Genomic DNA, 23,575 nt, shown 5'->3' with positions numbered 1-23,575 from the left:
ACCCTGAGACTGAATACTGAGACTAAGACTGAAAACTGAGACTGAGACTGAGACTGAGACTGAGACTGAAAACTAAAAAACTACCCAATCCTAAGTCCATTTCCTATTTTAAAATCAGGAGCTAATAAAATAACATCTCCCTCCTCGCCTACTGCACCAAGAACCAGACATTCGCTCATAAACTTTCCGATTTGTTTTCTTGGGAAATTTACAACCGCTACAATTTGCCTATTTACCAAATCTTCTTTTTGGTAACGTTTGGTAATTTGTGCTGATGATTTTCGGATGCCGATTGCTGCACCAAAGTCAATTGTGAGCTGATAAGCCGGTTTTCTGGCTTCAGGAAAATCATTTACTTCTATAATGGTTCCGACACGCATATCGGTTCTTTCAAATTCATTCCAGGTTAAATCCATAGTATTTTGAATATTGTTCAATTACAAACCTATTAATTTTGTAATTATTCCCACTAATTCTATAACCGTTTTTTTTAGTTCTAAAGCTAATTTTACTCAACAAGTAAAAAAGCTCACACTAAAAAGAAATATAAGATGGAAAAAACACTCCTTAACGCCGACCAATCTCTAAGAGATTTTGAATTTGATATTCAGGAACTAAATACAGACAAATACATCGAAACAGCAAAAAATGTCCGTTTATATGTAAAGGATTATGGAAAAGGAAAACCGGTAATTTTAATTCATGGTTGGCCTCTTTCTAATGAAATGTGGGAATATCAGATCGATTTTTTAGTTCAGAACAATTACAGGGTTATAGCTTACGATCGTAGGGGATTTGGTAAATCATCCCAGCCTTATGATGGTTATGATTATGACACTTTAACCGATGATTTGAAAGAAATTATCGAACAGCTTCAATTAGAAAATGCCACTCTTGTAGGTTTCTCTATGGGCGGTGGTGAAGTGGTTCGTTACTTTAGTCGATATGGCGGAAAAGGAGTTACAAAAGCAGCTTTAATTTCTTCGGTTGTTCCGTTTTTATTACAAACAAATGACAATCCTGATGGTCATCCAAAAGAAAAAAGCGAAACTACAGCAAGCGCAATTAAAGAAGACAGAATTGGGTTCGTAGATAATTTTGGAAAAACCTTCTTCGGAATCAATATCATCAATAAACCATTAAGCACTCCTTTACTGGAATACTACAGAACGTTATGTTCTTTTGCTTCTCCCCGTGCTACTTTAAAATGTGCCGAATCTTTTTCGTACACGGATTTTAGAGAAGAGCTGGATTTTATAAAAGTTCCAACCTTAATTATCCACGGCGATGATGATAAAATTGTTCCTATCGAACTTACATCAAAAAAAGCGGCCAAAGCGATTCGCGAAAACACTTATATTGTTTACGAAGGAGCTCCACACGGATTATTTTATACTGATAAAGAAAAATTAAACAATGATTTACTGAACTTTTTAAATTCGTAAATCTTCTCTATATAGTTAAAAATATCCCGGGAATTTTTTGTAAAACTTTCCCGGGATATTTTTTATTCTCCGAGACTTTCTTTTACAGAATATTAAGGCTATTTTTGAATTACTAATCTTTGTATAAAAATGGCACGAACTCCTTCAAATATGTTACCTCTTGGTACAATTGCTCCAGGCTTTAAACTAAAAGATACCAATTCTAATAATGATTATTCATTTGAAGATTTGAAAGGATCAAAAGGAACATTAGTGATGTTTATATGCAATCACTGTCCTTTTGTACTTCATGTTATTAAAGAAGTTGTCATGATTGCCAATGATTATCGTGTTCAGGGAATTGGTGTTATAGCCATTTCGAGTAATGATGTCGAAAAATATCCGCAGGATTCTCCGGAATTAATGACTGAATTTGCTTTTGAAAACAAAATAGACTTTCCTTATTTGTACGATGAAAGTCAGGAAGTCGCCAAAGCTTACGATGCGGCTTGTACGCCTGATTTTTATTTATTTGATGATCAGGACAGATTATTTTATCGCGGTCAGCTTGATGATTCAAGACCCGGAAACGGAATTCCGTTAAGCGGAACTGATCTTCGAAGCGCTATCGATGCACTCATTTATAACAGAAGCTTAAAAGAACCTCAGAAACCAAGTTTGGGCTGCAATATTAAATGGAAATAAACAATTATCGCTATTTCAAAAAGTTTACCTATCTTTGCAGATCAAATTAATTATTCTCATTGTGAGCACTATAAATATATTTACAGACTTTACCTTGCAGTTTTCTCTTACGAGAAAGCCGCTTAGCGCTGTATTTATTAGTCATAGTAAGGCCTTTATCAATTAGGCCTCCGTCTATTTCAAATTTCTTCTTTCAGGCGGAGGATTTATACCACGATTTAATCATTTATGTTATTTGAAAGAGTAATACTCTCTCAGATAATTTCTTGGTTTTGTCAATCAAAAATTTCCAAAAACATACATCATTTTAAAATTCCGATTTGCGTTTCGCATTTCAGAATAAAAATTATGCATTTATAAGCCTGTAAAAGAAATTAAAGTTATCAGACATTCAAATAAATTAATAATAAAATAAAAACACAGTTATGAAACCAACACCCACTTTCTGTAAAACAGATTATCATTTCCTGAGAGAATTGATATCAAAAAGTAAAAACTCAACAAATGCAAAAGAAGCCAATCAGCTTTCGCAAGAATTAGACCGCGCTGTAATTAGCAAAGAAAGCGAACTGGACAATTCGGTTATAAGAATCAATTCTTACGTAACAATCGAAGATGTAAAGGCAAAAAAACAGATGAAAATCCAGATCGTTCTACCTTCATTTGCAGATTTAAAACAAAGTAAAATTTCAATACTCGCACCTTTAAGTGTTGCTATTATAGGATTTAAAGAGAATGACGAAGTTGACTGGGAATTACCTGCTGGAATAAAAACATTAAAAATTGTTTCGGTTAATAATATGGCAGAAGAAAGCGCTTAATTTTATCAAACACCTCACTCGTGAAGGTGTTTTTTTATGTTCTATTTTAAACAAAAAAAACTACCCAATAATTACTGAATAGTTTTTATACTTCTGCAAGAATAAAGTCTTACAACTGAGAATTTATATAATTTGAGATCGAAACCATCTGAGTATCATCTAACTTCGCTTTTTTCTGCATCCTTGTTAAAATAGGTTTCCACTCTTCCTGAGTAAATTTATTGGCCTCATACAATTTATGACATCTTGCACAACTGTTTTCGTACAAGTTTTTACCTTCTGCCAATTCCGGCGTTAATGCTACCGCTTTTGTAGTTTCGTATACTGGCACAGGCTCCGTTGTTGCAACCGAAGCTGTCTTTTGAGTTCCGCATGAAACTACAAGCAGCACGACAGCAGCCAGAGTTAAGATTTTTGATTTCATTGTTTTTCTATATTTTTAAAGTAAATATAAAAAAATCCCATACGCATAACGTACGGGATTATTATTTAAAACAAAATTAAATAAGTATCTAATTCTATTATTTAACTTCCATTAATTCAACATCGAATATCAAAGTTGCGTGTGGAGGAATAACTCCACCTGCACCTGAAGCACCATAAGCTAAGTCAGACGGAATTACGAAACGAGCTTTGTCACCAACTTGTAATAACGCGATACCTTCGTCCCATCCTTCGATAACTTGTCCCTGACCTAATCTAAATTCGATTGGTTTTTTACGTGGGTAAGATGAATCAAAAACTTTTCCGTTTTCTAAAGATCCTTCGTAATGAACTGCAACAGTTTTTCCTGCTTCAGCTTTTTTACCATCACCTTTATTAATCATTTTATAACGTAAACCACTTTCTGTTTTATCAAAACCAGCAGCCAATTGTTCCATTTTTGCTTCAGATTCTGCTTTTAAAGCTGCATCTCTTTTAAGACGAGCACCTTTTAAACCTACAAAAGCTTCGATAGCATTAAATTTCTCTGCTTCTTCTCCAACTCTAATTATTTCAACACTTTGTAAACCATCACCCTGAGCAACAGTATCAACAACATCTTGTCCTTCGATCACATGACCAAAAACAGTATGTTTTCCGTCTAACCAAGAAGTTGGAACGTGAGTAATGTAAAACTGAGAACCGTTACTTGCAGGTCCTGAATTTGCCATTGCTAAAACTCCCGGACGATCGTGTTTCAAACTTGGGTGAAATTCATCATCAAATTTATATCCAGGATCTCCAGTTCCAGTTCCTTTTGGGCATCCACCCTGAATCATAAAATCAGGAATTACTCTGTGAAAAGTTAAACCATCATAGAATTTTTGTCCTTGAGGTTTTACTTTATTTTCCATATTTCCTTCTGCAAGAGCTACAAAATTCCCTACAGTTCCTGGCGTTAAATCGTGAGTTAGTTTTACTAAAATCGAACCTTTACTGGTTTTGAATTTAGCGTATATTCCGTTTTCCATTGTTGTTATTTTTAATTTAAATGCAAATTTACAAATTAATTTTATATCAATTTGTGCTTTCTATTTTTTAGATTTTGATTTATAAGTAAGCGCATAAACTGTAAATGCTAAAGCCGACAATCCAACACAACCAATCGTTACAGCATGCCATCCTCCCAGTTTCCATAATAATAAACCGTAAGCTGATCCGGCTGCTGTTCCTAAAAAGCTAAACGACATAAATACGGTATTTAATCTGTTTCTGGCTTCCGGAAGCAATGAGTATACTCGGGTTTGATTGGAGATGTGAACTCCCTGAATTCCTATGTCGATAAAAACAATTCCAATTGCAATTCCGATGACACTTTCTATTGAAAAATAAAATACTAAAAAGCTAATCAGGATCAATAAACAACCGTAACCTACCGCTACTCTTGAACCTCCTTTATCTCCCATTTTCCCAACTAATGGCGCTGCTAAAGCTCCTGAAGCACCTACAATCCCGAATAAACCAATTGTAGCACTATTGTAATTGAATGGTTCTCCTGAAAGCAATAAAACCATTGTAGTCCAGAATGCTCCAAACTGCGCAAAACTAAATACGTTTATAAGAGTTGCTTCGCGTAGGATTGGCTGCGTTTTTATAAGGGTAAAAAGAGATTTAATAAGCTGACCGTATGTTCCCTGAAACTGAGGTTTATTGACCGGGAATTTATTCTGAATTACAAAAAAGATTAAAAGACAAATTCCGGATGCGATATAAAACATCGATCTCCAGCCCAGAACCTGACCGATAAATCCGCTTAAAGTTCTTGATAATAAAATACCAACAAGTAAACCGCTCATTATCGTTCCTACGACTTTTCCTCGTTGTTCCGGCGCACTTAATGAAGCGGCCAAAGGCAAAATAAGTTGTGGTACGATCGAAGTGATTCCGATTAATAAAGAAGCAATTTGCAAAAGAAAGAAACTTTTTGCCGTAGCAGCAAGAATCAAGGCAATTACTGATGCAAAAGTAGTGATCAGGATTTGCTTTTTTCGTTCCAGTTTATCACCCAACGGAACCATAAAAAACAATCCAATAGCGTAACCGGCCTGAGTTAAGTACGTTATTGTTCCCGCGCTGGCTTCAGGAATTTTAAATTCGTTGGCAATTAATACAATTAAGGGTTGGCAGTAATACAGATTTGCAACTATAAGTCCAGTGCAAGCTGCCATAAATAAGACATTCGTTTTGGATAAATTCATTTTGCAAAAATACCAATCTAATCTTTATCAAAACTTTAAAAAATGTATAAATTTTTAAAATATGACTATTAATAAAATGATTATTCGACAGATTTCCTTGATTTTAAAATCTTTATGGTTGCATAAAATCTTCGCGAATTGGACTAAATACGTCTGTCAAAAGTCCACTTTCCAGACAAACCACTCCATGAATTGCGTGAGGCGGAATATAAAAACTGTCGCCTTCTTTCAAGGTTTGTGTCACGCCATTAATCGTTACATCAAATTTCCCGCTCGAAACATAAGTTACTTGTGTATGATAATGTTCGTGTAAAGTTCCGACTCCGCCTTTTTCGAAATGAACGTTCACCAACATTACTCTGTCATCATAGGCCAGGATTTTGCGTTTGATACCTTCGCCTACAACTTCCCACTCTATTTCATCTCCTTTTATAAATTCTTTGCTTGTTCCAAAACTTTGCATCTCTTTCTGATTTTATTCTTACAAAATTAAACTTTTAAATTATTTCAGCCTATAGCAATTCTTCTAAAATAAAACTACAGCTTGTTTTAATTGACTGAAATGAATCGCCTGCAAAATTATTTTCCTGTTCCACAAAAAAATGTTTCATTCCGGATTGTTTTACTTCCTTAAAAATGGTTTTAAAATCAAGAGATCCGGAACCAATTTCTGTATTTAAAGCCTGATCGATCTTATCCATATCCTTAACATGCCACATTTTAAAACGCCCCGGATTATCCCTGAATAATTGTAGCGGATCATTTCCTGAACGAACCACCCAATACAAATCCAGCTCAAAACAGACTAAATTTTTATCTGTTTCCTTTAATAAAATTTCGTAGCCTGTAATTCCGTCATGTTTTTGAAACTCAAAATCGTGATTATGATACGCCAGTTTTAATCCCGCATTTGCACACAACTTTGCAGCTTCATTTAGTCGGGCAGCAATCTTTTTATAATCCTGAATGTTTTTTCTAAACGATTCATCAACCCACGGAATCGTTAAAAATTCGCTTTTTAAAATTTTAGCTGCCTCAATTGCAGCAATCAGTTCTGCAGTATTTCCATCGTATAAAAAGCTTCCTAAATTATAATGTCCGCTAACCGCTTTTAATTTGTTGGTGTCTAATATCTTTTTAAGATCCATCGGCGAAAGCCCCCAAAACTGATCTTTAATCGAAAAACCATATGTTTCAACGGTCGTAAAACCAGCGGCGGCTACTTTTTCTAAAGTCGATTTTACATCTTTGGCAATTTCATCCCGTAAAGTATACAACTGTAATCCTATCTCTTTTTTATCCATAGTAAAAGCTAATGATGGCAAGGCTAAAACTGCTGTTGTAGCCAGACTGGTGTTGATGATAAAGTTTCTTCTTGTGATCATAGATTTTAAATCGAGCGAATTAGTAAACTAAAAATAGATTTTCGAAATTAGATATAAACTCTTGAAGAGCAATATTCGTTTCTTCATTAACAATTTTTCCCTCTTCATTAATTTTCCCGCGAACGCCCTGCATCAAAAGTTGTGTGTTTTCATGAAGTTGAGCCTGTAACGTTTTCATAATCAAAATTAATTGTTCGTGCGCCATTTCGCCAGAAGCAGAAGCCGTAATTAATCCGACCTTTTTATCTGAAAAAATAGTAGTCGAAACACACCATTCTAATGCATTTTTTAAACTTCCCGGCAAACTAAAAACATATTCTGGAGTACAAATTAGAACTCCATCGGCATTTTCTATTTTAGTTCTAAAACAAGCCACTTTTTCAGGAGGATTTTCGTTATCCAAATCAGGATTAAAATGAGGTAATTGATCTAATTCTTCAAATATTTCAACCTCAAACGAATCTGAAATTTGTTCTGAGATAAATTTTAAAATCCTGTAATTACTTGAATTACTTCTTGTACTGCCTGTTATGGCAAATATCTTTGTTTTTTTCATTCTTATTTATTGAATAACGCCAAGATCCTTTTTCATCAAATCAAATCCATCGGTCAAGTTATTCCTTTTAAAATATTTTTCTAAATCAGTTAATCGTTTTTTATTATCGTAAGATATGCAGAAATTCAGTTTTCGTTGGCAAACAGAACATAATCTTATCGAATGCCTGTCGGTTTCATCCATACTGTTGGTGCCATTCATCACACAATTTGCATTTGTACAATGATGCAGGCCAAACATATGCCCAATTTCGTGAGAACTTATTTTGAGTAATCGTGATAAACATAAATTAAAATTTTCTGAAGTTAATTTACCATCCTGTAATCTGTAAATTGAGCTCACGCCCACTTTATCACGATAAGAAGCCAAACCAAAAACATAATTCCATTCTGGTTTAGGATACAAATCCAGTTCTGAAAGTCCCATTAAAGCAATTCTGTTTACGGGTTTTTCTTCTTTCAAAACATCATTTAAAAGGTAACCTGCCAATAATTGTTCATGACCTTCCGCACTCATTCTTCTGGCCGAATTCGGAACTACATCATTAGCAATAGGATTTAAAGTTTTTGTTTTTAATTGAAAATAAATTTCTAAATATTCGTTGGTGAGTTGAATTTGTTTCTTTTGCAAAGCATTAAAATTCCCGATAGGTCGTATGTAAATAATATTGGCATCGGCTGTTGGAACGATATGTTTAGATCTAAAATACTGGTCGAAAGTTTGTCCTTTTTCTTTGCGGGAATACAGCCAATCGCCATAAACAGCCTCAGGCATCTTAACATCATTCGTTTTTATTTGCTTAAAATAGGACGCTTCTTCAGGAATTTCTTTTGGAGTCTCTTTTAGAGTTCCTTTGGGTTTTTCTTTGTTGCAGGAACAAAATAGGATAAGAAATAAGAAGGCTATTTTTTTCATATACTTTTTGTTAAATATATTCAAAAAAACATTCTAAATTAATTCCTTAAAAATAAATTTTTCATCAAAATCTACTTCAAATTTTTCAAGAAAATCAAGATATTCTTCTCTAAAAGTTTTCTTTTTATGATGCAATTCCTGATTCTGAATATAATTCACAACTGCCAATAATTGTGATTTACTATATGAAAATGCTCCATAACCTTCTTGCCATTCGAAATGGGTTTGAGAAAATTTATTTTGATTGATCCATTTTGAAGAATCCTGCTTAATGTATTTCATTAAATCTGAAATAGATTGTGCAGGTCGGATTCCCACTAAAATATGGATATGATCAGAAACACCATTTATTGCTAAAAGTTTATGATTGTTATTTCTAATTATACCACCTATATACTTATATAACTCTTCCCTCCATTCATTATGTATTACTGCTTGCCTAAATTTTACTGCAAAAACAAAATGAATGTGTATTTGAGTGTATGTATTTGCCATCAATGTGTAGTCCCTACGGGACATTTTAATTTGTAATCACTGTTTTTTTCTACCAACATATAATTCCTAACGGAATATTTTTTAGATAGAAATTTCAAGGCAAATATATTCAAAAAAGAAAGAATAAAGCTACAAGATTGTTTTTAAATTTTGCTTTATAATCAAAACAATACATCATCTTAAATTGTTCCGATAGGAACAAAATATTGGTAACAAAACATGATCAACGTCAGCCTTTTGTCCCGTAGGAACTACATTTATGCGCAAACCAAACCTTATTTTTAATCACTGTTTTTTCTACCAACATATAATTCCTAACGGAATATTTTTTAGATAGAAGTTTCAAGGCAAATATATTCAAAAAAGAAAGAATAAAACTACAGGATTGTTTTTAAATTTTGCTTTATAATCAAAACAATACATCATCTTAAATTGTTCCGATAGGAACAAAATATTGGTAACAAAACATGGTCAGCGTCACCCTTTTGTCCCATAGGGACTACACTTATGCGCAAACCAGATCTTTATTCTTCACCTTCCTCAAAATTGTCAAAATAGGTAAAGTCTTTAATAATCAATCCATTCTCGAAAGTAAAAATAGTACAGATAGGCAGTTCAAATTTAGAATTGTCCGGCGCGGTTCCGGTTGATATAAATTCTACAATAATATGCTTTTCTCCCGAAGGATAAATCTGAACGACCTTATCATGCAAATCAGGAAAAATTTGGTTTAATTCAGCGTATTTTTTTTCGATTTCCTGACGCGATTGTTTTACAATTCCGGGCCCTAAAGAAGGATCTTTAAAATCTGCCGTCTCGATATACATTTCCGACATTTTTTTCCAGTCATGTTTATTAAAATACTCAAAATATTGTTTCACTAACTTTTCGTTTCTTGAGGTATCCATAGGTTTTGATTGGTTTTGATTATTGCAGGAAATAACTAGAAAAACTACAATAAGGATTATTATTTTTTTCATAACTTATTTTTAAATCACTATAAATCAACTTATAATGTTTTAAATATATAAAAAAAATAGAGATTGCAATGACAAAATTGCAATCTCTATTCATAATATCGATTTGTAAATAACTATTTTACAGCTATTTCCTGAGGCGTATGCTGTTGTTTATCTTTTTTATAAGAATAAACTTTACCTTCTTTATTTACATATACATAGGTATAGTCCCAATAATTTGGACCCGCGATTCTTGAACCTTCTTCGTTGTTAACGTTCGCGTAGACTTGCTCGCCATAAATAAGGACTTCTCCTTGCTCTGCATTATCTATACTCCGAATTGGCGTTCCCCAACTCTTTATCAGATTTTTTTTAGATTGACCAATCCATTTGTCACTTGAGCTCTTAGAAGAAGAACAAGAATGCAAAACGAAAATTGTAAGTAACAAAAGTATTTTTTTTATCATAATAATAATTTAAGGTAAATAATTTACAGTATAATATTAGACGATAAAGGGCCGAATAAAATTACATAAAAATAGCAGCGCATTATATAGTTCCCATATATTTAATTGTTTAACAAATTGTTACGCCAAGATTTATTATATTATTAAAAAATGTCTTTAATATTAATTATTCGTCAGGATTCTTCATTTTCTAAATCTTTAAATTTCCCAAAAATTAACTTTGTATCTTTGCCGCTTAGAACTATTTGAAGAAAAAAAATGCGAATTGACATTATAACGATTTTGCCTGAATTATTAAGAAGCCCTTTTGAAGCTTCGATTATGAAACGTGCCATAGACAAAGGTTTGGTCGAAGTACACTTTCATAATTTACGTGACTACACTACGAACAAACAAAAAAGCGTAGACGATTATCCTTTTGGAGGTGGCGCCGGAATGGTAATGACTGTTCAGCCTATCGATGCGTGTATTACACATTTGAAAAGTGAACGCGAATACGACGAAATCATTTATATGTCGCCTGACGGAGAAACGCTAAACCAAAAAATGGCCAATACCATGTCGATGTATGAAAACATCATCATTTTATGCGGACATTATAAAGGTGTAGATCAGCGTGTTCGTGATCATTTTATTACCAAAGAAATTTCGATTGGTGATTATGTTTTATCCGGAGGAGAATTGGGAGCTTTAGTTTTATCTGATGCTTTAATCAGACTTATCCCTGGTGTTTTAAGTGATGAAACCTCAGCACTAACAGATAGTTTTCAGGACAACCTGCTTTCAGGACCTATATATACAAGACCCGCAGATTATAAAGGATGGAAAGTTCCTGAAGTTTTAACCAGCGGACATTTTGCAAAAATCGACAAATGGCGTGAAGATATGGCGTATGAACATACAAAAAACAGACGCCCTGATTTGCTTGAGGAACATTAGTAGAGTTTCCAGTCTCAGTTTTCAGTTTTCAGTTTCAACGTGCTGAAAACTGTGACTGCAAACTGCGACTGAATACTGCGACTAAAAAAATGAATCTAAAGCACATTTATAATACACGGAATTTCATTGAGATGAATTACAATCAAATCATCTCAATAAATTCTCTCGAAGATATTTCCAGTTACTCCTATAGAAATTTACAGCGTGTTTTTTATTCTTTATTTAAAGAAACCATTGGCGCTTACCAAACCCGACTAAAAGTAGAAAACGGATACAAGAAACTTTTGTATTCTAATGCACAAATTTCAGATATTGCGCTTGAAGTGGGATTTGCAGATGTACAATCTTTCTCGAAAACTTTCAAGAAACATTTCAATTGTTCGCCTTCTGTAGCGCGAAATCAAAAAGAAGCTTTACTTAATGATAGTCATCCGCAGGAAACTATTTCCAGCAATCTCAAACCCGAAATTCTTTTTATTCCCGAAATAAGGGCTTATTATTCGAGCTGTAAAACTTCGTATATTAATCCTGAAATCGAAGATCTTTGGGATGCTTTGTTAGAAAATGAAGTACCCACTATTTCAGACTTTTTTGGTATTATTACAGATGATATCGTGATTACCGAAAAATCGAAATGTACTTATGAAGCTTGCATTGTTACCGAAACTGCAATTAAAAATCTTCCGTCAAAAAAGCTTTTTGGCGGTAAATACGCTCGCTTTTTTCATCACGGAAGTTACGAAACCTTAGAAGATACTTACCAGCAAATCTTTGGCGCATGGTTTCTTAATAATGATATCGAAATATCGCATTTGCCCGTTATTGAGCAGTATATAAAAAACGATTCAAATTGTGATACGCCAGATCATTATCTTACGGCAATTTTTATTCCTCTTGTTTAATTTGTCCATTTTGGACAACTACGCAATTACACTTTAGAAATACTTTTGTCCCGTCAGGTTATCGATACAAAATGGCGCTAAACATTTACAATTAAATCAACTAAGATGAAAAATCTATTTCTAACATTATTATTATTCCTCCCTCTTCTTTCTTCTTGCCAGGGAGATGAAATAAATGCGATTACAGACGAATTAAAAACTACCGAAATTATGTATACAATGCCCGAAGAATCTGCTCCGCATGAAGGAACGTGGCTGCAATGGCCGCACCAATATCAATACGGAATTGATTACAGAAACGATTTAGATGCTACATGGATTGCCATGACTCAGTCTTTAATACAAGGCGAAAAAGTTTTTATCATTGCTTACGATGACGTCGAAAAAAACAGAATTAAAGCCTTATTACAAGAATCGGGAGTTTCTTTATCTTCTATTGAATTTAAAACATACAAAACCGATGATGTCTGGGTACGAGATAACGGACCTATTTATGTAAAAGTCAAAAACAATCAGTTAGTGATTCAGGATTGGGGATTTAATGGCTGGGGCAAAAAAGCCGATTTTTTAAATTGCAATACAATCCCTTCGCAAATTGCAAAAGATCAAAAAATCAAGATTATAGATTTAAATACTACCATGATTAATGAAGGCGGTGCTGTAGAAATAGACGGAAATGGTACTTTGATGGCGACCAAAAGTTCGATATTAAATTCGAATCGTAATCCCGGAATGACGCAACAACAAGCCGAAGCCAATTTTAAAAAATATCTTGGTGTTACTAATTTTATTTGGCTAGAGGGCAAAGCAGGAAGAGAAATCACCGATATGCATATTGATGGTTTTGCACGTTTTGGCAACACAAACACCATTGTAACCATGAACGAAAATGATTTGTTGTATTGGGAAGTTCCACAAAAGGATATTACTACTTTATACAATTCAAAAGACAAAAACGGAAAAAATTATACTTTTCTAAAACTGCCTTTATCTAAAAACAATGTAGTAACCACTTATGGCAAAAAACTAGGTTACAAAGGCTCGTATGTCAATTTTTATATAGGTAATACAGTTGTTTTGGTCCCTAACTATAATGATCCCAATGATGCTGTTGCCAATAATCTGATTCAGAGTTTGTATCCTTCAAGAAAAGTAATTGGTATTGATGTTCGTAATTTATATGCCAATGGAGGAATGATTCATTGCGTTACGCAGCAGCAACCTAAGTGAGTTTGCAGTATTCAGTCGCAGTGTTCAGTTTGCAGTCGCGGTCGTAATAATATTGTAAACTGTGACTGAATACTGAGACTGTAAACTGACCACTAACACACAACATGTCAACAACTTAAAATATTTTATCATTTACAATTTATAATTCATAATTATTTTCTACATTTGCACCCGAATTAGACTAACCTCTGGCGAGATCCGTGAATGTTGCTCTATATAAAAAACATAATTACAAGATATCATGGCAGATTTATTAAAATTCGTTCAAACCGAATTAGTTGCTAAAAAAGATTTCCCTGTTTTCGGAGCTGGAGATACTATCACAGTTTACTACGAAATTAAAGAGGGTGAAAAAACAAGAACTCAGTTTTTCAAAGGAGTTGTTATTCAAAGAAGAGGTTCTGGTAACACAGAAACTTTTACTATCCGTAAAATGTCAGGTGCAATTGGAGTTGAGCGTATCTTCCCAGTAAACTTACCAGCTTTACAGAAAATTGAAATCAACAAAAAAGGAGCTGTACGTAGAGCTAGAATTTTCTACTTCAGAGAACTTACTGGTAAAAAAGCTAAGATTAAAGATAAAAGAAGATAATCATTTATCTATTTGTTATAAAAAAGCTCGTTTCATTTATTTGAAACGAGTTTTTTTTATGCCTGTTTTTTAAAATTTTCAGGAGCTAATCCCGCTATACGTTTCAATCTTTTGTGCCGAACACCGGCACAAAAGGATTTCCACTTCTATCGGGGCTAGGGCAATCGTTTTCATAAGAGCTTTTAGTTTGGCCAAACCCGACAGGTTTTAAAAACCTGTCGGGTTTCTGAGATTGTAGACATACATTATTTCAACGGATTAAAATTTGTTAAATAATGTTTTAAGCATTTATGTCATTTCGACGAAGGAGAAATCACACTAGAAAGTCCTTTCCTAAAGTCACCAATCTTTGTCGAGTTTCTTGCGAAGATTTCTCCTCCGTCGAAATGACAAACTCTACGAATTACTATCGAGCTTCGGGACGCAATCAAAATCGCCAATCTTTGCCGAATCCCGCGTGTGATTTCTCGTTCCTCGAAATGACAAGATTGTGGGGATAATTGGGCTTAATAACAAAAAAATTCTTATTTCACGGTTTGCGTGAGGGATAGAAGTGGAAAGCCCACAGCCTGACGAAGGAAGTGCGAGGACTTGTAGCGGATAGCCCGGCCCGCCTTTTTCGGCGGGACACGCCCAAATAAAAAAACCGACACTCATAAAGCATCGGTTTGTATTTTAATGAAAATTGGTATTTTATTTTTTCAATAGTTTTTCTAAATATTCGATTTTGTCTTTTTCAGCTTGTAGCAAACGTTCGTAAAGCTTTTCTTTTTCCTGATAAGCTTCAATTAACTTATCTAATGGATTGAAAGTACAATGATTATTATTTCCCAAATGACCGTTATTGATACTATTATCGTGGAAAGTATTAAAATAGTTAATCATATTTTCTTCTGAAAAATTTTTAATTGCTTCAACACTTACACCAAGTGCTTTTGCTACTTCTGCCAATTTTTCTTCGTCGATAGTTTCACTGTTTTCAATAGCAGAAATAGCTTGTTGGTTTGTTCCTAAAGCCTGTGCCAAAGCTTCTTGCTTCATATCACGAAGTTCACGAATACGGCTTATTTTTCGCCCTATATGATTTGGTTTTGTAAGTGTGCTCATAATTCAAAGATAACGATTAAGCGTAATATTAAACAACAAGTAAAAAACATATTAAACAATGTAACTTACATTTGTGATACGTTTGTTGCTTTTGGATCAAAAATACAACTTTTCATACAAAATCATCAAAGGATAAAATGTTTTTTTACAACTTTAGTCTTTTCCTTTTTCGAAATGTTATGCTTTTACTTATGATTCATCAAAACTGTAATTTTTTAATACCAAAATCATCGATTTGATAATTTAAGGACCTCGAAATAACAATCTGATAATTTCGGCATTTCTCAGCAAAACTATACCGTTTTCGGACTGTTTTTATTATATTTGCTCCGCTCATTCTGAGCCGACTATACCTTTTACATCGCTGCATCCTGGCGATACGATTATAAAAAAAAAAAAAAAATGACACAGAATTCAAAAATCTATTACACCTTAACTGATGAGGCGCCATTATTAGCGACTTATTCTTTTTTACCTATTGTTCAGGCATTTACTGCTACTGCTGGTATTGCAATTGAAACTAGAGACATCTCTTTGGCAGGTAGAATTTTATCAAATTTTCCTGAAGTCTTAACAGATGCTCAAAAAACAGGAGATGCTTTGGCAGAACTGGGTCAATTAGCTACACAACCAGAAGCTAACATTATCAAATTACCAAACATTTCTGCATCAGTACCTCAATTAAAGGCAGCTATTGCTGAATTACAATCTCACGGTTACAAAATCCCTGATTTTCCGGAAGATCCTCAAAACGATGCTGAAAAAGAAACTAAAGCTAAATATGCTAAAGTTTTAGGTTCTGCTGTAAACCCGGTTTTACGTGAAGGTAACTCTGACCGTAGAGCGCCAAGAGCAGTTAAGAACTTCGCAAAAGCAAATCCACACTCAATGGGTGCATGGTCTGCTGATTCTAAAACTAAAGTAGCTTCTATGCCAAATGGTGATTTCTACGGAAGTGAAAAATCGCTTACTGTTGCAGAAGCTAATGATGTAAAAATCGAATTCGTAGCAAAAGATGGTACAACAACTGTTCTTAAAGCAAGTACTCCTCTTAAAGCTGGTGAAATAATAGACAGTTCTGTATTGCACTTAAAAGCATTAAAAAGCTTTGTTGCTGATGCAATCGCTGATGCTAAAAAAGAAGGTGTTTTACTTTCTGTGCACTTAAAAGCTACAATGATGAAAGTTTCAGATCCAATTATCTTTGGCGCTATCGTTGAAGTATATTTTGCTGATCTTTTCAAAAAATATGCAACTTTATTTGCTGAATTAAACATTGATACAAGAAACGGTTTAGGTGATATCTACGCAAAAATTGCCGGAAGACCTGAGCAAGCTGAAGTTGAAGCTGACATTACGAAAGCAATCGAAAACGGACCAGCTCTTGCAATGGTAAATTCTGATAAAGGAATTACAAACTTACACGTACCTTCTGATGTTATTGTTGATGCTTCTATGCCAGCAATGATTCGTACTTCTGGACAGATGTGGAACAAAGATGGTAAGGCACAAGATACTCTTGCTGTTATTCCGGATCGTTCTTACGCTGGAATTTATACGGCAACTATCGATTTCTGTAAAAAACACGGTGCTTTTGATCCTAAAACAATGGGAAGTGTTCCTAACGTAGGTTTGATGGCTCAAAAAGCAGAAGAATACGGATCTCACGACAAAACTTTCCAGATGAAAGCTGACGGAGTTGTTCGTGTTGTTGATAATAAAGGAACTGTTTTAATGGAGCAAAACGTTGAAACGAATGACATTTTCAGAATGTGTCAGGCAAAAGACGCTCCTATTCAGGACTGGGTTAAATTGGCCGTAAACAGAGCTCGTTTATCTGATACTCCTGCTGTTTTCTGGTTAGACGAAAACAGAGCGCATGACAGAGAATTGATCGTAAAAGTTCAAAAATATTTAAAAGACCACAATACAACGAATCTTGATATTCGTATTTTAAACCCTATTGCTGCTACTGAATTTACTTTAGACAGAATCATCAAAGGATTAGATACTATCTCTGTAACAGGAAACGTTTTACGTGATTATTTAACTGATTTATTCCCAATTTTAGAATTAGGAACTTCGGCTAAAATGTTATCTATCGTTCCGTTAATGAATGGTGGTGGATTGTTTGAAACTGGTGCCGGAGGTTCTGCTCCTAAACACGTTGAACAATTTACTGAAGAAGGATATTTACGTTGGGATTCATTAGGAGAATTTTTAGCGCTTGGTGCATCTTTAGAGCATTTAGGACAAACTTTAGACAACTCTAAAGCAATTGTTTTATCTGAAACTCTTGACGAGGCTAACGATAAATTCCTTGCTAACGATAAATCTCCAGCTCGTAAAGTAGGACAAATTGATAACCGTGGTTCTCATTTTTACCTTGCTTTCTATTGGGCACAAGCTCTTGCAGCTCAAAATAAAGATGCTGAATTAAAAGCAATCTTTACTCCAATTGCAGCTCAATTTGAAGCTAACGAAGCTAAAATCGATGCTGAATTAATTGGTGCACAAGGAAAACCTCAAACTCTTGGTGGTTACTACCAACCAACTCCTGAGTTAGTAAGCAAAGCAATGCGCCCAAGTGCAACATTCAATGCAATTATTGCTGAAATAAAATAATATAGAATTTGATAAGGACTCAAATAAATACGCACTGCCTGTGTGTGTCTAAAGAGAAACCTTTGAATCTTTGAGACTTAAAACCTCAGAACCTTTATAAAAAAGACAACTTTAAACGGTTGTCTTTTTTTTTGTTTTAAGAAGTAGGAACAGCAGAATATTTTTTAGGTTTAAGACCAATATGTTTTTCGAAAATTCTGGAAAAATGACTCAGATTCGAAAATCCCAAACGATAACCTGTTTCAGAAACGGATAATTTTTCTTCGCGTATTAAATAAGCAGCTTCGTTCATTCGTAACGCCTGGTAATAGTTGTAGATACTATTTCCGAAAATTTGTTTGAATAATTTATTCATTTTGCTTTCGCTCATGTTCGAAGTAAAAGCAAGATGAGTTAAATCAGGCGGATTACTAAGATTCGAACACAAAGTCTCTTTTATCGCATACATCGCTTTTACGTCGGCAACATTTAGCGGATAATTGGTAATCGTTTCTCGTTTTGATAATTCGGATAAAAAAAGATAAATCATTTCTTCCGTTTTCAATTTCAAATAAAAATGACTCAATTCTTCTTTGTCATTTATTAAAGCTATTTTGCTCGCCACTTGCTCAATTTCATTCGAAATAATCTGATCGTACAAATAAGGTTTATCGCTTAAAGTAATAGTATTCAAAAACTTATTTTCAGCTTTATCACTAATCCAGCTTTTTAATAAATCCATATGAATCGTAATCACAATAGTATTTATTTTTGTTTTCGCCGGAATAATAACCTCAATATCTATATCGCCCGCAGACACTTGTACAGAAGGCATTGCAATACTTCGTTTAAGAGCTAAACCATCAGGATTTTGTATTTTATCCTGCTGAAATAAGTTTCTAAAACTAAACGTAATTTCATCTTTTCTGGAATTTCCTCCTGCCCTTTTTATGACCATTTCTTCCTTAAACTCACATTGACTGATCATCATGTTGAGTTGAGCTCCAAAATTAAAAGACTTGATATATCCTTCGCCATAAGCATCAGGCAAGATAAACAATCCGTCATCTGACTTGCTTTTTGTAAATTCTGCTAGTTTTTGAATTAAGTTCATACTCAATTATAAAATACTGTTTACGACTATTTTTAAAACAAAAGTAGCTATTTAATACGTTTGTTGTATTTTAATTTTGTCCTAACTAAAAATTTAAAAATCATGTCAAAAGTATTATTTCTAAGTATTCCGTCTCACGGACATATGAACCCGATGATGGGTTTAGCCAATGAATTAGTAAATCAAGGTGAAGAAGTTACCTTTTTCAGTTCTGAAGAATTCAAAAAACCAATCGAAGAACTCGGCGCTGAATTTAAATGTTATAAAGAAGATCTAAATATTTTTCAGAAAAAAGAAGAAAAACCAGTCGAAGATGCTTCAAAAAAGAAATCCTTAACAGGACTTGCAAGCGCCCTGTTGCATCCTGAAATGTTTATCGATGCTATTTTAGAAGAAATTCAAGGTTTACAATTCGATTATATTGTTTTCTCAGCGGCTTATCCTTTCGCAAAATTAATTTCTCAAATATTACAAATTCCTTCTGTTTCCTCTTATGCCGTTTTTGCCACCAAAGACGATCTTTTTAATAAAAAAGCAAGTCCCATAAATGAACCTCCCAAAAAAGGCCCTTTTGGTTTAAATCCGGAAATCATGCAGGAATTTCAAACGGTTAGAGAAAATTTAATCGAAAAGTATAAAATAAAAATGCCTGAAAACATGATGGATTTGTTCTTCAACAAAGGCGATTTGAATATTGTTTACACGTCTAAATACTTCATCAAAAACATTAATAATTACGACGAAAGTTTCCTTTTTATCGGCCCTCCTGTCTATAAAAAGAAATACAATGTCGATTTTCCTTTTGATAAAATTGAAGGCAAAAAGGTCGTTTACATTTCTCTCGGAACCATTTTTAGCAACCATTCAAAAGATTTAAACAATTTATTTTTCGACGCTTTTGCAAACACAGATTATGTCGTAGTTATGGCTGCGCACAAAGTAAATCTGGATCAGTATAAAATACCGGCAAATTTCATTATCAGAGATTATGTACCTCAACTGGAAATTCTAAAACATGTAAGCGTTGCGATAACTCACGCCGGAATGAATAGTATGGGTGATTTACTCTACAACAAAGTTCCTTTTGTTTCCATTCCGTTAGGAGCAGATCAGTTTTTCCTGGCAAACAGAGCCGAAGAATTAGGCGCAACAATTGTTCTTGATATCAACACTTTAACCTCTAAAACTATTAAAAACGCCGTCAAAAAAGTAACCACCGAGTCAAGCTACGCAGAAAGTATTGCCAAAATAAGTAATTCATTTATTGAAGCCGGCGGATACAAAAAAGCAGTTGAGGAAATTTTCAGACTAAAAAGCAAGTAAACCATTGAAAGCCTGTAACAAAATCCTAATATTCTTAACTAATGTTTAACAAATGTTGTGCAATAATATTTAGTAAGAATTATTAACTATGTGCTTCAAATACAAGACAATGATTACAAAAAAAATTGGCCTTATTTTTATCCTCCTTATCACCACTATATCTTCATTTTCTCAGGAAAAATTTACTTTAAGCGGAACGATCACTGATTTTAAAAACAATGAAACCCTAATTGGTGTAAATGTTTACATTCCTTCTTTAAAAATAGGAACCACTACCAATGAATACGGTTTCTATTCGCTTACCGTTCCTAAGGGTCAGCATGAAATCGAAATTAGTTATGTCGGCTATCAAACCATTCAGAAAACAGTAGTTTTAAACCAAAATACCAAAAATAATTTTGCTATAAACGAAAGCGGCGAAGAACTTCAGGAAGTTGTAATTAAAGACAATCGAGGAAAAATAAACATCAAATCGCCAGAAATGAGTGCCAATAAGCTCTCTATTGCCACCATAAAAAAAATGCCCGTTGTTATGGGCGAAGTCGATGTTCTTAAATCTATTTTATTACTACCCGGCGTTACCAATGCCGGCGAAGGAGCTTCAGGATTTAATGTGCGTGGTGGCGGAGCCGATCAAAACTTGATTTTATTAGACGAAGCTACAATTTTTAACTCCTCTCACGTATTTGGTTTTTTCTCTGTTTTTAATCCCGATGCGATCAAAGATCTTAAATTATACAAAGGCGGAATTCCTGCTCGTTATGGCGGAAGAGCTTCGTCTGTTCTGGATATTTATCAAAAAGACGGAAACAGTAAAGAATTTCATGTAAACGGAGGAATTGGCTTAATTTCAAGCCGACTTCTTGCCGAAGGTCCTTTGGTAAAAGACAAAGGATCGTTCTTAATTGGCGGAAGAGCTTCTTATGCCCATTTATTCCTGAAATTATCTGAAGATCAAAAAGACAACTCGGCTTATTTTTATGATTTAAACACAAAATTAAGTTATAAAATAAACGACAATAACAGTTTGTATTTGTCCGGTTATTTTGGCCGCGACGTATTTAGCCTGAATAAAAGTTTTACCAATATCTACGGAAATGCAACGTTAAACCTGCGTTGGAATCATTTGTATTCTGATAAATTATTTGCCAATTTATCTTTGATTTACAGCGATTACTATTATGGTTTAGATCTTGATTTCGTAGGTTTTAAATGGGATTCGGGAATCAAAAATTACAATATCAAATACGATTTCAAGAATTACATCTCAGATAAATTCAAACTTAACTATGGTTTAAACGGAATTTACTATGAATTCAATCCCGGAACCATCAAACCCAGCAATGATAAATCAGGAATTAATCCTGATCAATTAGATAAAAAATACGCTTTTGAACCGTCTGTTTATATTGAAGCCGAAAATCAGCTTTCGAAAAAAATCACAATTTCTTACGGATTACGCTATAGTTTATTTTATCGCTTAGGCGCTTCGACAATCAATTATTACGATAATAATGAACCTGTTATCTTCAATACTGATATGCAGATTTACGAAAAAGCGACACCAACTTCAACCAAATATTTCGGTAAAAACAAAGAGATTCAAAGTTATAACAATTTAGAACCGCGATTCTCTGCTTCTTATCAATTAAATGATGACCAAGCCATAAAAGCGAGTTACAACAGAATGGCACAATACCTACAATTGATTTCGAATACCTCATCGCCTACTCCGCTTGATGTCTGGATGCCAAGTGATAATTATATCAAACCACAAATTGCAGATCAGGTAGCATTGGGTTATTTTAGAAATATTAATGATGGCGCCTACTCTTTAGAAGTTGAAACCTATTACAAGAAAATTAAAAACAGATTGGATTATATCGATGGCGCCGATTTAATTGCCAATGACGCTATCGAGCAGGTTATCCTAAACGGTCGTATGCGCTCTTATGGCGTAGAATTTATGGTAAAGAAAAACGAAGGAAAACTGAACGGATGGATTTCCTACACGCTATCAAAATCCCAACAACAAACCCCTGGAAGAACTCCTGAAGAAACAGGAATCAATAACGGACAATGGTATAGTTCTGCTTACGATAAGACACACAATTTAGCTGTTACTTCAGCATATACATTAAACGAAAAATGGTCTTTTGGTGCTAACTTTGCGTTGCAATCCGGTCAGCCCGTTACGTATCCAAACGGTCAGTACGAGTATTTAGGCATTACGGTTCCTAATTACGGACAAAGAAATGAAAATCGTTTGCCTGCTTATCATCATCTGGATATTTCGGCAACCTTAACACCAAGAAAAAACAAAGACAGAAACTGGAAAGGCGAATGGGTTTTTAGTATTTACAATCTGTACAATCGTCATAACGCTGCTTCAATCAACTTCCGTCAAAATGTTGATACAGGAGCAAATGAAGCCGTACAAACCTCTATTTTTGGGATTGTTCCTGCTGTGAGTTATAATTTTAAATTTTAAGCAACTTTCTTTAAAAAGAAAACAAAAGATATATCATGAAAAAAGTAACCTTATTCATCGTCCTTTTTATCTCGGCTTTCTTCGCAAGTTGTGAAGAAGTTGTAGATGTCGATCTCGATACTGCACCACCAAAATTAGTAATCGAAGCCGCTATAAACTGGCAAAAAGGAACTTCAGGAAAACAACAAACTGTAAAATTATCTACTACAACGGGATATTTCGAAAACGTAATTCCAACAGTTTCCGGAGCAAGCGTATATGTAACAAACAGTAAAAACCAGCAATTCTTTTTTTTAGAAGTTCAAAAAACCGGGCGATATGTATGTTCTAACTTTATTCCCGTAATCGACGAGAATTACACTTTAACCGTAATTAGTAACGGAAATACCTATACGGCAACCGAAACAATGAAATCAGTCGCGCCCATTACCCGAATTGAACAAAACAATGAAGGAGGTATTACAGGAGATGAAATCGAAGTACGCGCTTTTTATAACGATCCTGCTGATGCAGATAATTTTTATCTGTACAAATATGTATATTCAAATAAAGTTACCTCAACTTACTATGTTAGCGAAGACAAGTTTTTTCAGGGTAATGAATATTTCAGTAAATCAGACGACGACGATTTAAAAATTGGTAATGAAATCGAGATCACACATTACGGGATTTCAAAACAATACTATAACTACATGAGCATTATGGTAAGTATTGCCGGCAGTAATGCTGGCGGACCTTTTCAATCCCCGCCTGCAACCGTAAAAGGAAACATTATTAATACTACCGACAAAGCCAATTATCCGTTAGGTTACTTTTCATTAAGCGAAATCGACACAAAAAAATTCAAAATACAATAATCACAAGT

24 protein-coding genes are annotated in these 23,575 nt (G+C 34.1%); 11 read left to right on the top strand and 13 right to left on the bottom strand.

The window, feature by feature from the left end; translation table 11 throughout:
* Positions 1-80: 80 nt before the first annotated feature.
* Complete coding sequence (locus L0669_RS11280; RefSeq protein WP_263763939.1) at positions 81-416, bottom strand: tRNA-binding protein; 336 nt, start codon at positions 414-416, stop codon at positions 81-83.
* Between the two features lie 135 nt (positions 417-551).
* Here L0669_RS11280 and L0669_RS11275 point away from each other — a divergent pair, with 135 nt between their 5' ends.
* The 3 genes from L0669_RS11275 to L0669_RS11265 all read left to right on the top strand — a co-directional run bounded on the left by L0669_RS11275 (position 552) and on the right by L0669_RS11265 (position 2,950).
* Complete coding sequence (locus L0669_RS11275) at positions 552-1,445, top strand: alpha/beta fold hydrolase (protein ID WP_263763557.1); 894 nt, start codon at positions 552-554, stop codon at positions 1,443-1,445.
* Between the two features lie 129 nt (positions 1,446-1,574).
* A complete protein-coding gene (locus tag L0669_RS11270) occupies positions 1,575-2,129 on the top strand; it encodes a thioredoxin family protein (RefSeq protein WP_173971530.1) in 555 nt (184 codons plus the stop codon).
* A 425-nt stretch (positions 2,130-2,554) separates the two neighbouring features.
* A complete protein-coding gene (locus L0669_RS11265; RefSeq protein WP_263763555.1) occupies positions 2,555-2,950 on the top strand; it encodes a GreA/GreB family elongation factor in 396 nt (131 codons plus the stop codon).
* Between the two features lie 109 nt (positions 2,951-3,059).
* Here the strand turns inward: L0669_RS11265 and L0669_RS11260 are convergent, their stop codons facing one another.
* From L0669_RS11260 to L0669_RS11215, 10 genes are all read right to left on the bottom strand, one after another.
* The gene (locus L0669_RS11260; protein WP_263763553.1) at positions 3,060-3,374 is read right to left on the bottom strand and encodes a cytochrome c; all 315 of its coding nucleotides are present in this window, start codon (positions 3,372-3,374) and stop codon (positions 3,060-3,062) included.
* 97 nt (positions 3,375-3,471) lie between these two features.
* The gene (locus L0669_RS11255; RefSeq protein ID WP_263763552.1) at positions 3,472-4,404 is read right to left on the bottom strand and encodes a peptidylprolyl isomerase; all 933 of its coding nucleotides are present in this window, start codon (positions 4,402-4,404) and stop codon (positions 3,472-3,474) included.
* A gap of 60 nt (positions 4,405-4,464) precedes the next feature.
* Positions 4,465-5,601, bottom strand: coding sequence for an MFS transporter (locus L0669_RS11250; protein ID WP_263763550.1), 1,137 nt, complete (start codon positions 5,599-5,601; stop codon positions 4,465-4,467).
* Positions 5,602-5,743: 142 nt separating this feature from the next.
* Positions 5,744-6,094 carry a cupin domain-containing protein gene (locus tag L0669_RS11245; RefSeq protein WP_078008370.1) on the bottom strand — a complete coding sequence of 117 codons (351 nt, stop codon included), beginning with the start codon at positions 6,092-6,094 and terminating at the stop codon, positions 5,744-5,746.
* A gap of 49 nt (positions 6,095-6,143) precedes the next feature.
* A complete protein-coding gene (locus tag L0669_RS11240; RefSeq protein WP_263763548.1) occupies positions 6,144-7,016 on the bottom strand; it encodes a sugar phosphate isomerase/epimerase family protein in 873 nt (290 codons plus the stop codon).
* Positions 7,017-7,035: 19 nt separating this feature from the next.
* Positions 7,036-7,572, bottom strand: coding sequence for an NADPH-dependent FMN reductase (locus tag L0669_RS11235; RefSeq protein ID WP_263763546.1), 537 nt, complete (start codon positions 7,570-7,572; stop codon positions 7,036-7,038).
* A 6-nt stretch (positions 7,573-7,578) separates the two neighbouring features.
* On the bottom strand, positions 7,579-8,487 hold the full coding sequence (locus L0669_RS11230) for a Zn-dependent protease (RefSeq protein ID WP_263763544.1): 909 nt from the start codon (positions 8,485-8,487) through the stop codon (positions 7,579-7,581).
* 33 nt (positions 8,488-8,520) lie between these two features.
* Complete coding sequence (gene tnpA / locus L0669_RS11225; RefSeq protein ID WP_263763542.1) at positions 8,521-8,982, bottom strand: IS200/IS605 family transposase; 462 nt, start codon at positions 8,980-8,982, stop codon at positions 8,521-8,523.
* A 524-nt stretch (positions 8,983-9,506) separates the two neighbouring features.
* Positions 9,507-9,962, bottom strand: coding sequence for a nuclear transport factor 2 family protein (locus L0669_RS11220; protein WP_263763540.1), 456 nt, complete (start codon positions 9,960-9,962; stop codon positions 9,507-9,509).
* A gap of 113 nt (positions 9,963-10,075) precedes the next feature.
* Positions 10,076-10,408, bottom strand: a complete 333-nt coding sequence (locus L0669_RS11215; protein WP_263763538.1) for a hypothetical protein — start codon at positions 10,406-10,408, stop codon at positions 10,076-10,078.
* Between the two features lie 258 nt (positions 10,409-10,666).
* On the opposite strand from L0669_RS11215, the gene trmD reads away from it, so the two are divergent.
* The 4 genes from trmD to rplS all read left to right on the top strand — a co-directional run bounded on the left by trmD (position 10,667) and on the right by rplS (position 14,071).
* Positions 10,667-11,347, top strand: coding sequence for a tRNA (guanosine(37)-N1)-methyltransferase TrmD (trmD, locus tag L0669_RS11210; RefSeq protein WP_263763535.1), 681 nt, complete (start codon positions 10,667-10,669; stop codon positions 11,345-11,347).
* An 89-nt stretch (positions 11,348-11,436) separates the two neighbouring features.
* Positions 11,437-12,249 (top strand): AraC family transcriptional regulator, encoded by an 813-nt coding sequence (locus tag L0669_RS11205; RefSeq protein ID WP_263763533.1) that lies wholly within the window; start codon positions 11,437-11,439, stop codon positions 12,247-12,249.
* 105 nt (positions 12,250-12,354) lie between these two features.
* Positions 12,355-13,479: an agmatine deiminase family protein gene (locus L0669_RS11200; protein WP_263763531.1), complete on the top strand. Its 1,125-nt coding sequence runs from the start codon at positions 12,355-12,357 to the stop codon at positions 13,477-13,479.
* A 241-nt stretch (positions 13,480-13,720) separates the two neighbouring features.
* On the top strand, positions 13,721-14,071 hold the full coding sequence (gene rplS / locus L0669_RS11195) for a 50S ribosomal protein L19 (RefSeq protein ID WP_173971519.1): 351 nt from the start codon (positions 13,721-13,723) through the stop codon (positions 14,069-14,071).
* Between the two features lie 693 nt (positions 14,072-14,764).
* On the opposite strand, the gene L0669_RS11190 is transcribed toward rplS, so the two are convergent.
* Positions 14,765-15,178 (bottom strand): helix-turn-helix domain-containing protein, encoded by a 414-nt coding sequence (locus L0669_RS11190; RefSeq protein WP_263763529.1) that lies wholly within the window; start codon positions 15,176-15,178, stop codon positions 14,765-14,767.
* Positions 15,179-15,580: 402 nt separating this feature from the next.
* On the opposite strand from L0669_RS11190, the gene L0669_RS11185 reads away from it, so the two are divergent.
* Entirely contained in the window at positions 15,581-17,803 is a 2,223-nt protein-coding gene (locus L0669_RS11185; protein ID WP_263763527.1) for an NADP-dependent isocitrate dehydrogenase, read from the top strand.
* 136 nt (positions 17,804-17,939) lie between these two features.
* Here L0669_RS11185 and L0669_RS11180 read toward each other — a convergent pair whose 3' ends face one another.
* Positions 17,940-18,896: a helix-turn-helix domain-containing protein gene (locus tag L0669_RS11180; protein WP_263763525.1), complete on the bottom strand. Its 957-nt coding sequence runs from the start codon at positions 18,894-18,896 to the stop codon at positions 17,940-17,942.
* Positions 18,897-18,998: 102 nt separating this feature from the next.
* Between L0669_RS11180 and L0669_RS11175 the strand changes: the two genes are divergently transcribed.
* The 3 genes from L0669_RS11175 to L0669_RS11165 all read left to right on the top strand — a co-directional run bounded on the left by L0669_RS11175 (position 18,999) and on the right by L0669_RS11165 (position 23,567).
* Positions 18,999-20,219 (top strand): macrolide family glycosyltransferase, encoded by a 1,221-nt coding sequence (locus L0669_RS11175; protein WP_263763523.1) that lies wholly within the window; start codon positions 18,999-19,001, stop codon positions 20,217-20,219.
* 109 nt (positions 20,220-20,328) lie between these two features.
* Positions 20,329-22,710, top strand: coding sequence for a TonB-dependent receptor (locus tag L0669_RS11170; RefSeq protein ID WP_263763521.1), 2,382 nt, complete (start codon positions 20,329-20,331; stop codon positions 22,708-22,710).
* Positions 22,711-22,745: 35 nt separating this feature from the next.
* A complete protein-coding gene (locus L0669_RS11165) occupies positions 22,746-23,567 on the top strand; it encodes a DUF4249 domain-containing protein (RefSeq protein ID WP_263763519.1) in 822 nt (273 codons plus the stop codon).
* Positions 23,568-23,575 lie beyond the last annotated feature (8 nt).

The sequence above is a fragment of the Flavobacterium bizetiae genome (assembly GCF_024271895.1).
GTDB classification, from domain to species: domain Bacteria; phylum Bacteroidota; class Bacteroidia; order Flavobacteriales; family Flavobacteriaceae; genus Flavobacterium; species Flavobacterium bizetiae.
The sequence above is the reverse complement of the archived record's forward strand: the minus strand, read 5'-3'. Positions and strand labels throughout refer to the sequence as shown.

What these genes read in the sequence shown, in the direction of transcription:
- L0669_RS11230 (WP_263763544.1), bottom strand. Translation starts at nt 8,487, where the DNA reads ATGAAAAAAATAGCCTTCTTATTTCTTATCCTATTTTGTTCCTGCAAC.
- tnpA (WP_263763542.1), bottom strand. Translation starts at nt 8,982, where the DNA reads ATGGCAAATACATACACTCAAATACACATTCATTTTGTTTTTGCAGTA.
- L0669_RS11165 (WP_263763519.1), top strand. Translation starts at nt 22,746, where the DNA reads ATGAAAAAAGTAACCTTATTCATCGTCCTTTTTATCTCGGCTTTCTTC.
- L0669_RS11170 (WP_263763521.1), top strand. Translation starts at nt 20,329, where the DNA reads ATGATTACAAAAAAAATTGGCCTTATTTTTATCCTCCTTATCACCACT.
- L0669_RS11255 (WP_263763552.1), bottom strand. Translation starts at nt 4,404, where the DNA reads ATGGAAAACGGAATATACGCTAAATTCAAAACCAGTAAAGGTTCGATT.
- L0669_RS11265 (WP_263763555.1), top strand. Translation starts at nt 2,555, where the DNA reads ATGAAACCAACACCCACTTTCTGTAAAACAGATTATCATTTCCTGAGA.
- L0669_RS11250 (WP_263763550.1), bottom strand. Translation starts at nt 5,601, where the DNA reads ATGGCAGCTTGCACTGGACTTATAGTTGCAAATCTGTATTACTGCCAA.
- L0669_RS11215 (WP_263763538.1), bottom strand. Translation starts at nt 10,408, where the DNA reads ATGATAAAAAAAATACTTTTGTTACTTACAATTTTCGTTTTGCATTCT.
- L0669_RS11235 (WP_263763546.1), bottom strand. Translation starts at nt 7,572, where the DNA reads ATGAAAAAAACAAAGATATTTGCCATAACAGGCAGTACAAGAAGTAAT.
- L0669_RS11175 (WP_263763523.1), top strand. Translation starts at nt 18,999, where the DNA reads ATGTCAAAAGTATTATTTCTAAGTATTCCGTCTCACGGACATATGAAC.
- L0669_RS11280 (WP_263763939.1), bottom strand. Translation starts at nt 416, where the DNA reads ATGGATTTAACCTGGAATGAATTTGAAAGAACCGATATGCGTGTCGGA.
- L0669_RS11180 (WP_263763525.1), bottom strand. Translation starts at nt 18,896, where the DNA reads ATGAACTTAATTCAAAAACTAGCAGAATTTACAAAAAGCAAGTCAGAT.
- L0669_RS11220 (WP_263763540.1), bottom strand. Translation starts at nt 9,962, where the DNA reads ATGAAAAAAATAATAATCCTTATTGTAGTTTTTCTAGTTATTTCCTGC.
- L0669_RS11275 (WP_263763557.1), top strand. Translation starts at nt 552, where the DNA reads ATGGAAAAAACACTCCTTAACGCCGACCAATCTCTAAGAGATTTTGAA.
- L0669_RS11185 (WP_263763527.1), top strand. Translation starts at nt 15,581, where the DNA reads ATGACACAGAATTCAAAAATCTATTACACCTTAACTGATGAGGCGCCA.
- L0669_RS11270 (WP_173971530.1), top strand. Translation starts at nt 1,575, where the DNA reads ATGGCACGAACTCCTTCAAATATGTTACCTCTTGGTACAATTGCTCCA.
- L0669_RS11205 (WP_263763533.1), top strand. Translation starts at nt 11,437, where the DNA reads ATGAATCTAAAGCACATTTATAATACACGGAATTTCATTGAGATGAAT.
- rplS (WP_173971519.1), top strand. Translation starts at nt 13,721, where the DNA reads ATGGCAGATTTATTAAAATTCGTTCAAACCGAATTAGTTGCTAAAAAA.
- L0669_RS11190 (WP_263763529.1), bottom strand. Translation starts at nt 15,178, where the DNA reads ATGAGCACACTTACAAAACCAAATCATATAGGGCGAAAAATAAGCCGT.
- L0669_RS11240 (WP_263763548.1), bottom strand. Translation starts at nt 7,016, where the DNA reads ATGATCACAAGAAGAAACTTTATCATCAACACCAGTCTGGCTACAACA.
- L0669_RS11260 (WP_263763553.1), bottom strand. Translation starts at nt 3,374, where the DNA reads ATGAAATCAAAAATCTTAACTCTGGCTGCTGTCGTGCTGCTTGTAGTT.
- L0669_RS11200 (WP_263763531.1), top strand. Translation starts at nt 12,355, where the DNA reads ATGAAAAATCTATTTCTAACATTATTATTATTCCTCCCTCTTCTTTCT.
- trmD (WP_263763535.1), top strand. Translation starts at nt 10,667, where the DNA reads ATGCGAATTGACATTATAACGATTTTGCCTGAATTATTAAGAAGCCCT.
- L0669_RS11245 (WP_078008370.1), bottom strand. Translation starts at nt 6,094, where the DNA reads ATGCAAAGTTTTGGAACAAGCAAAGAATTTATAAAAGGAGATGAAATA.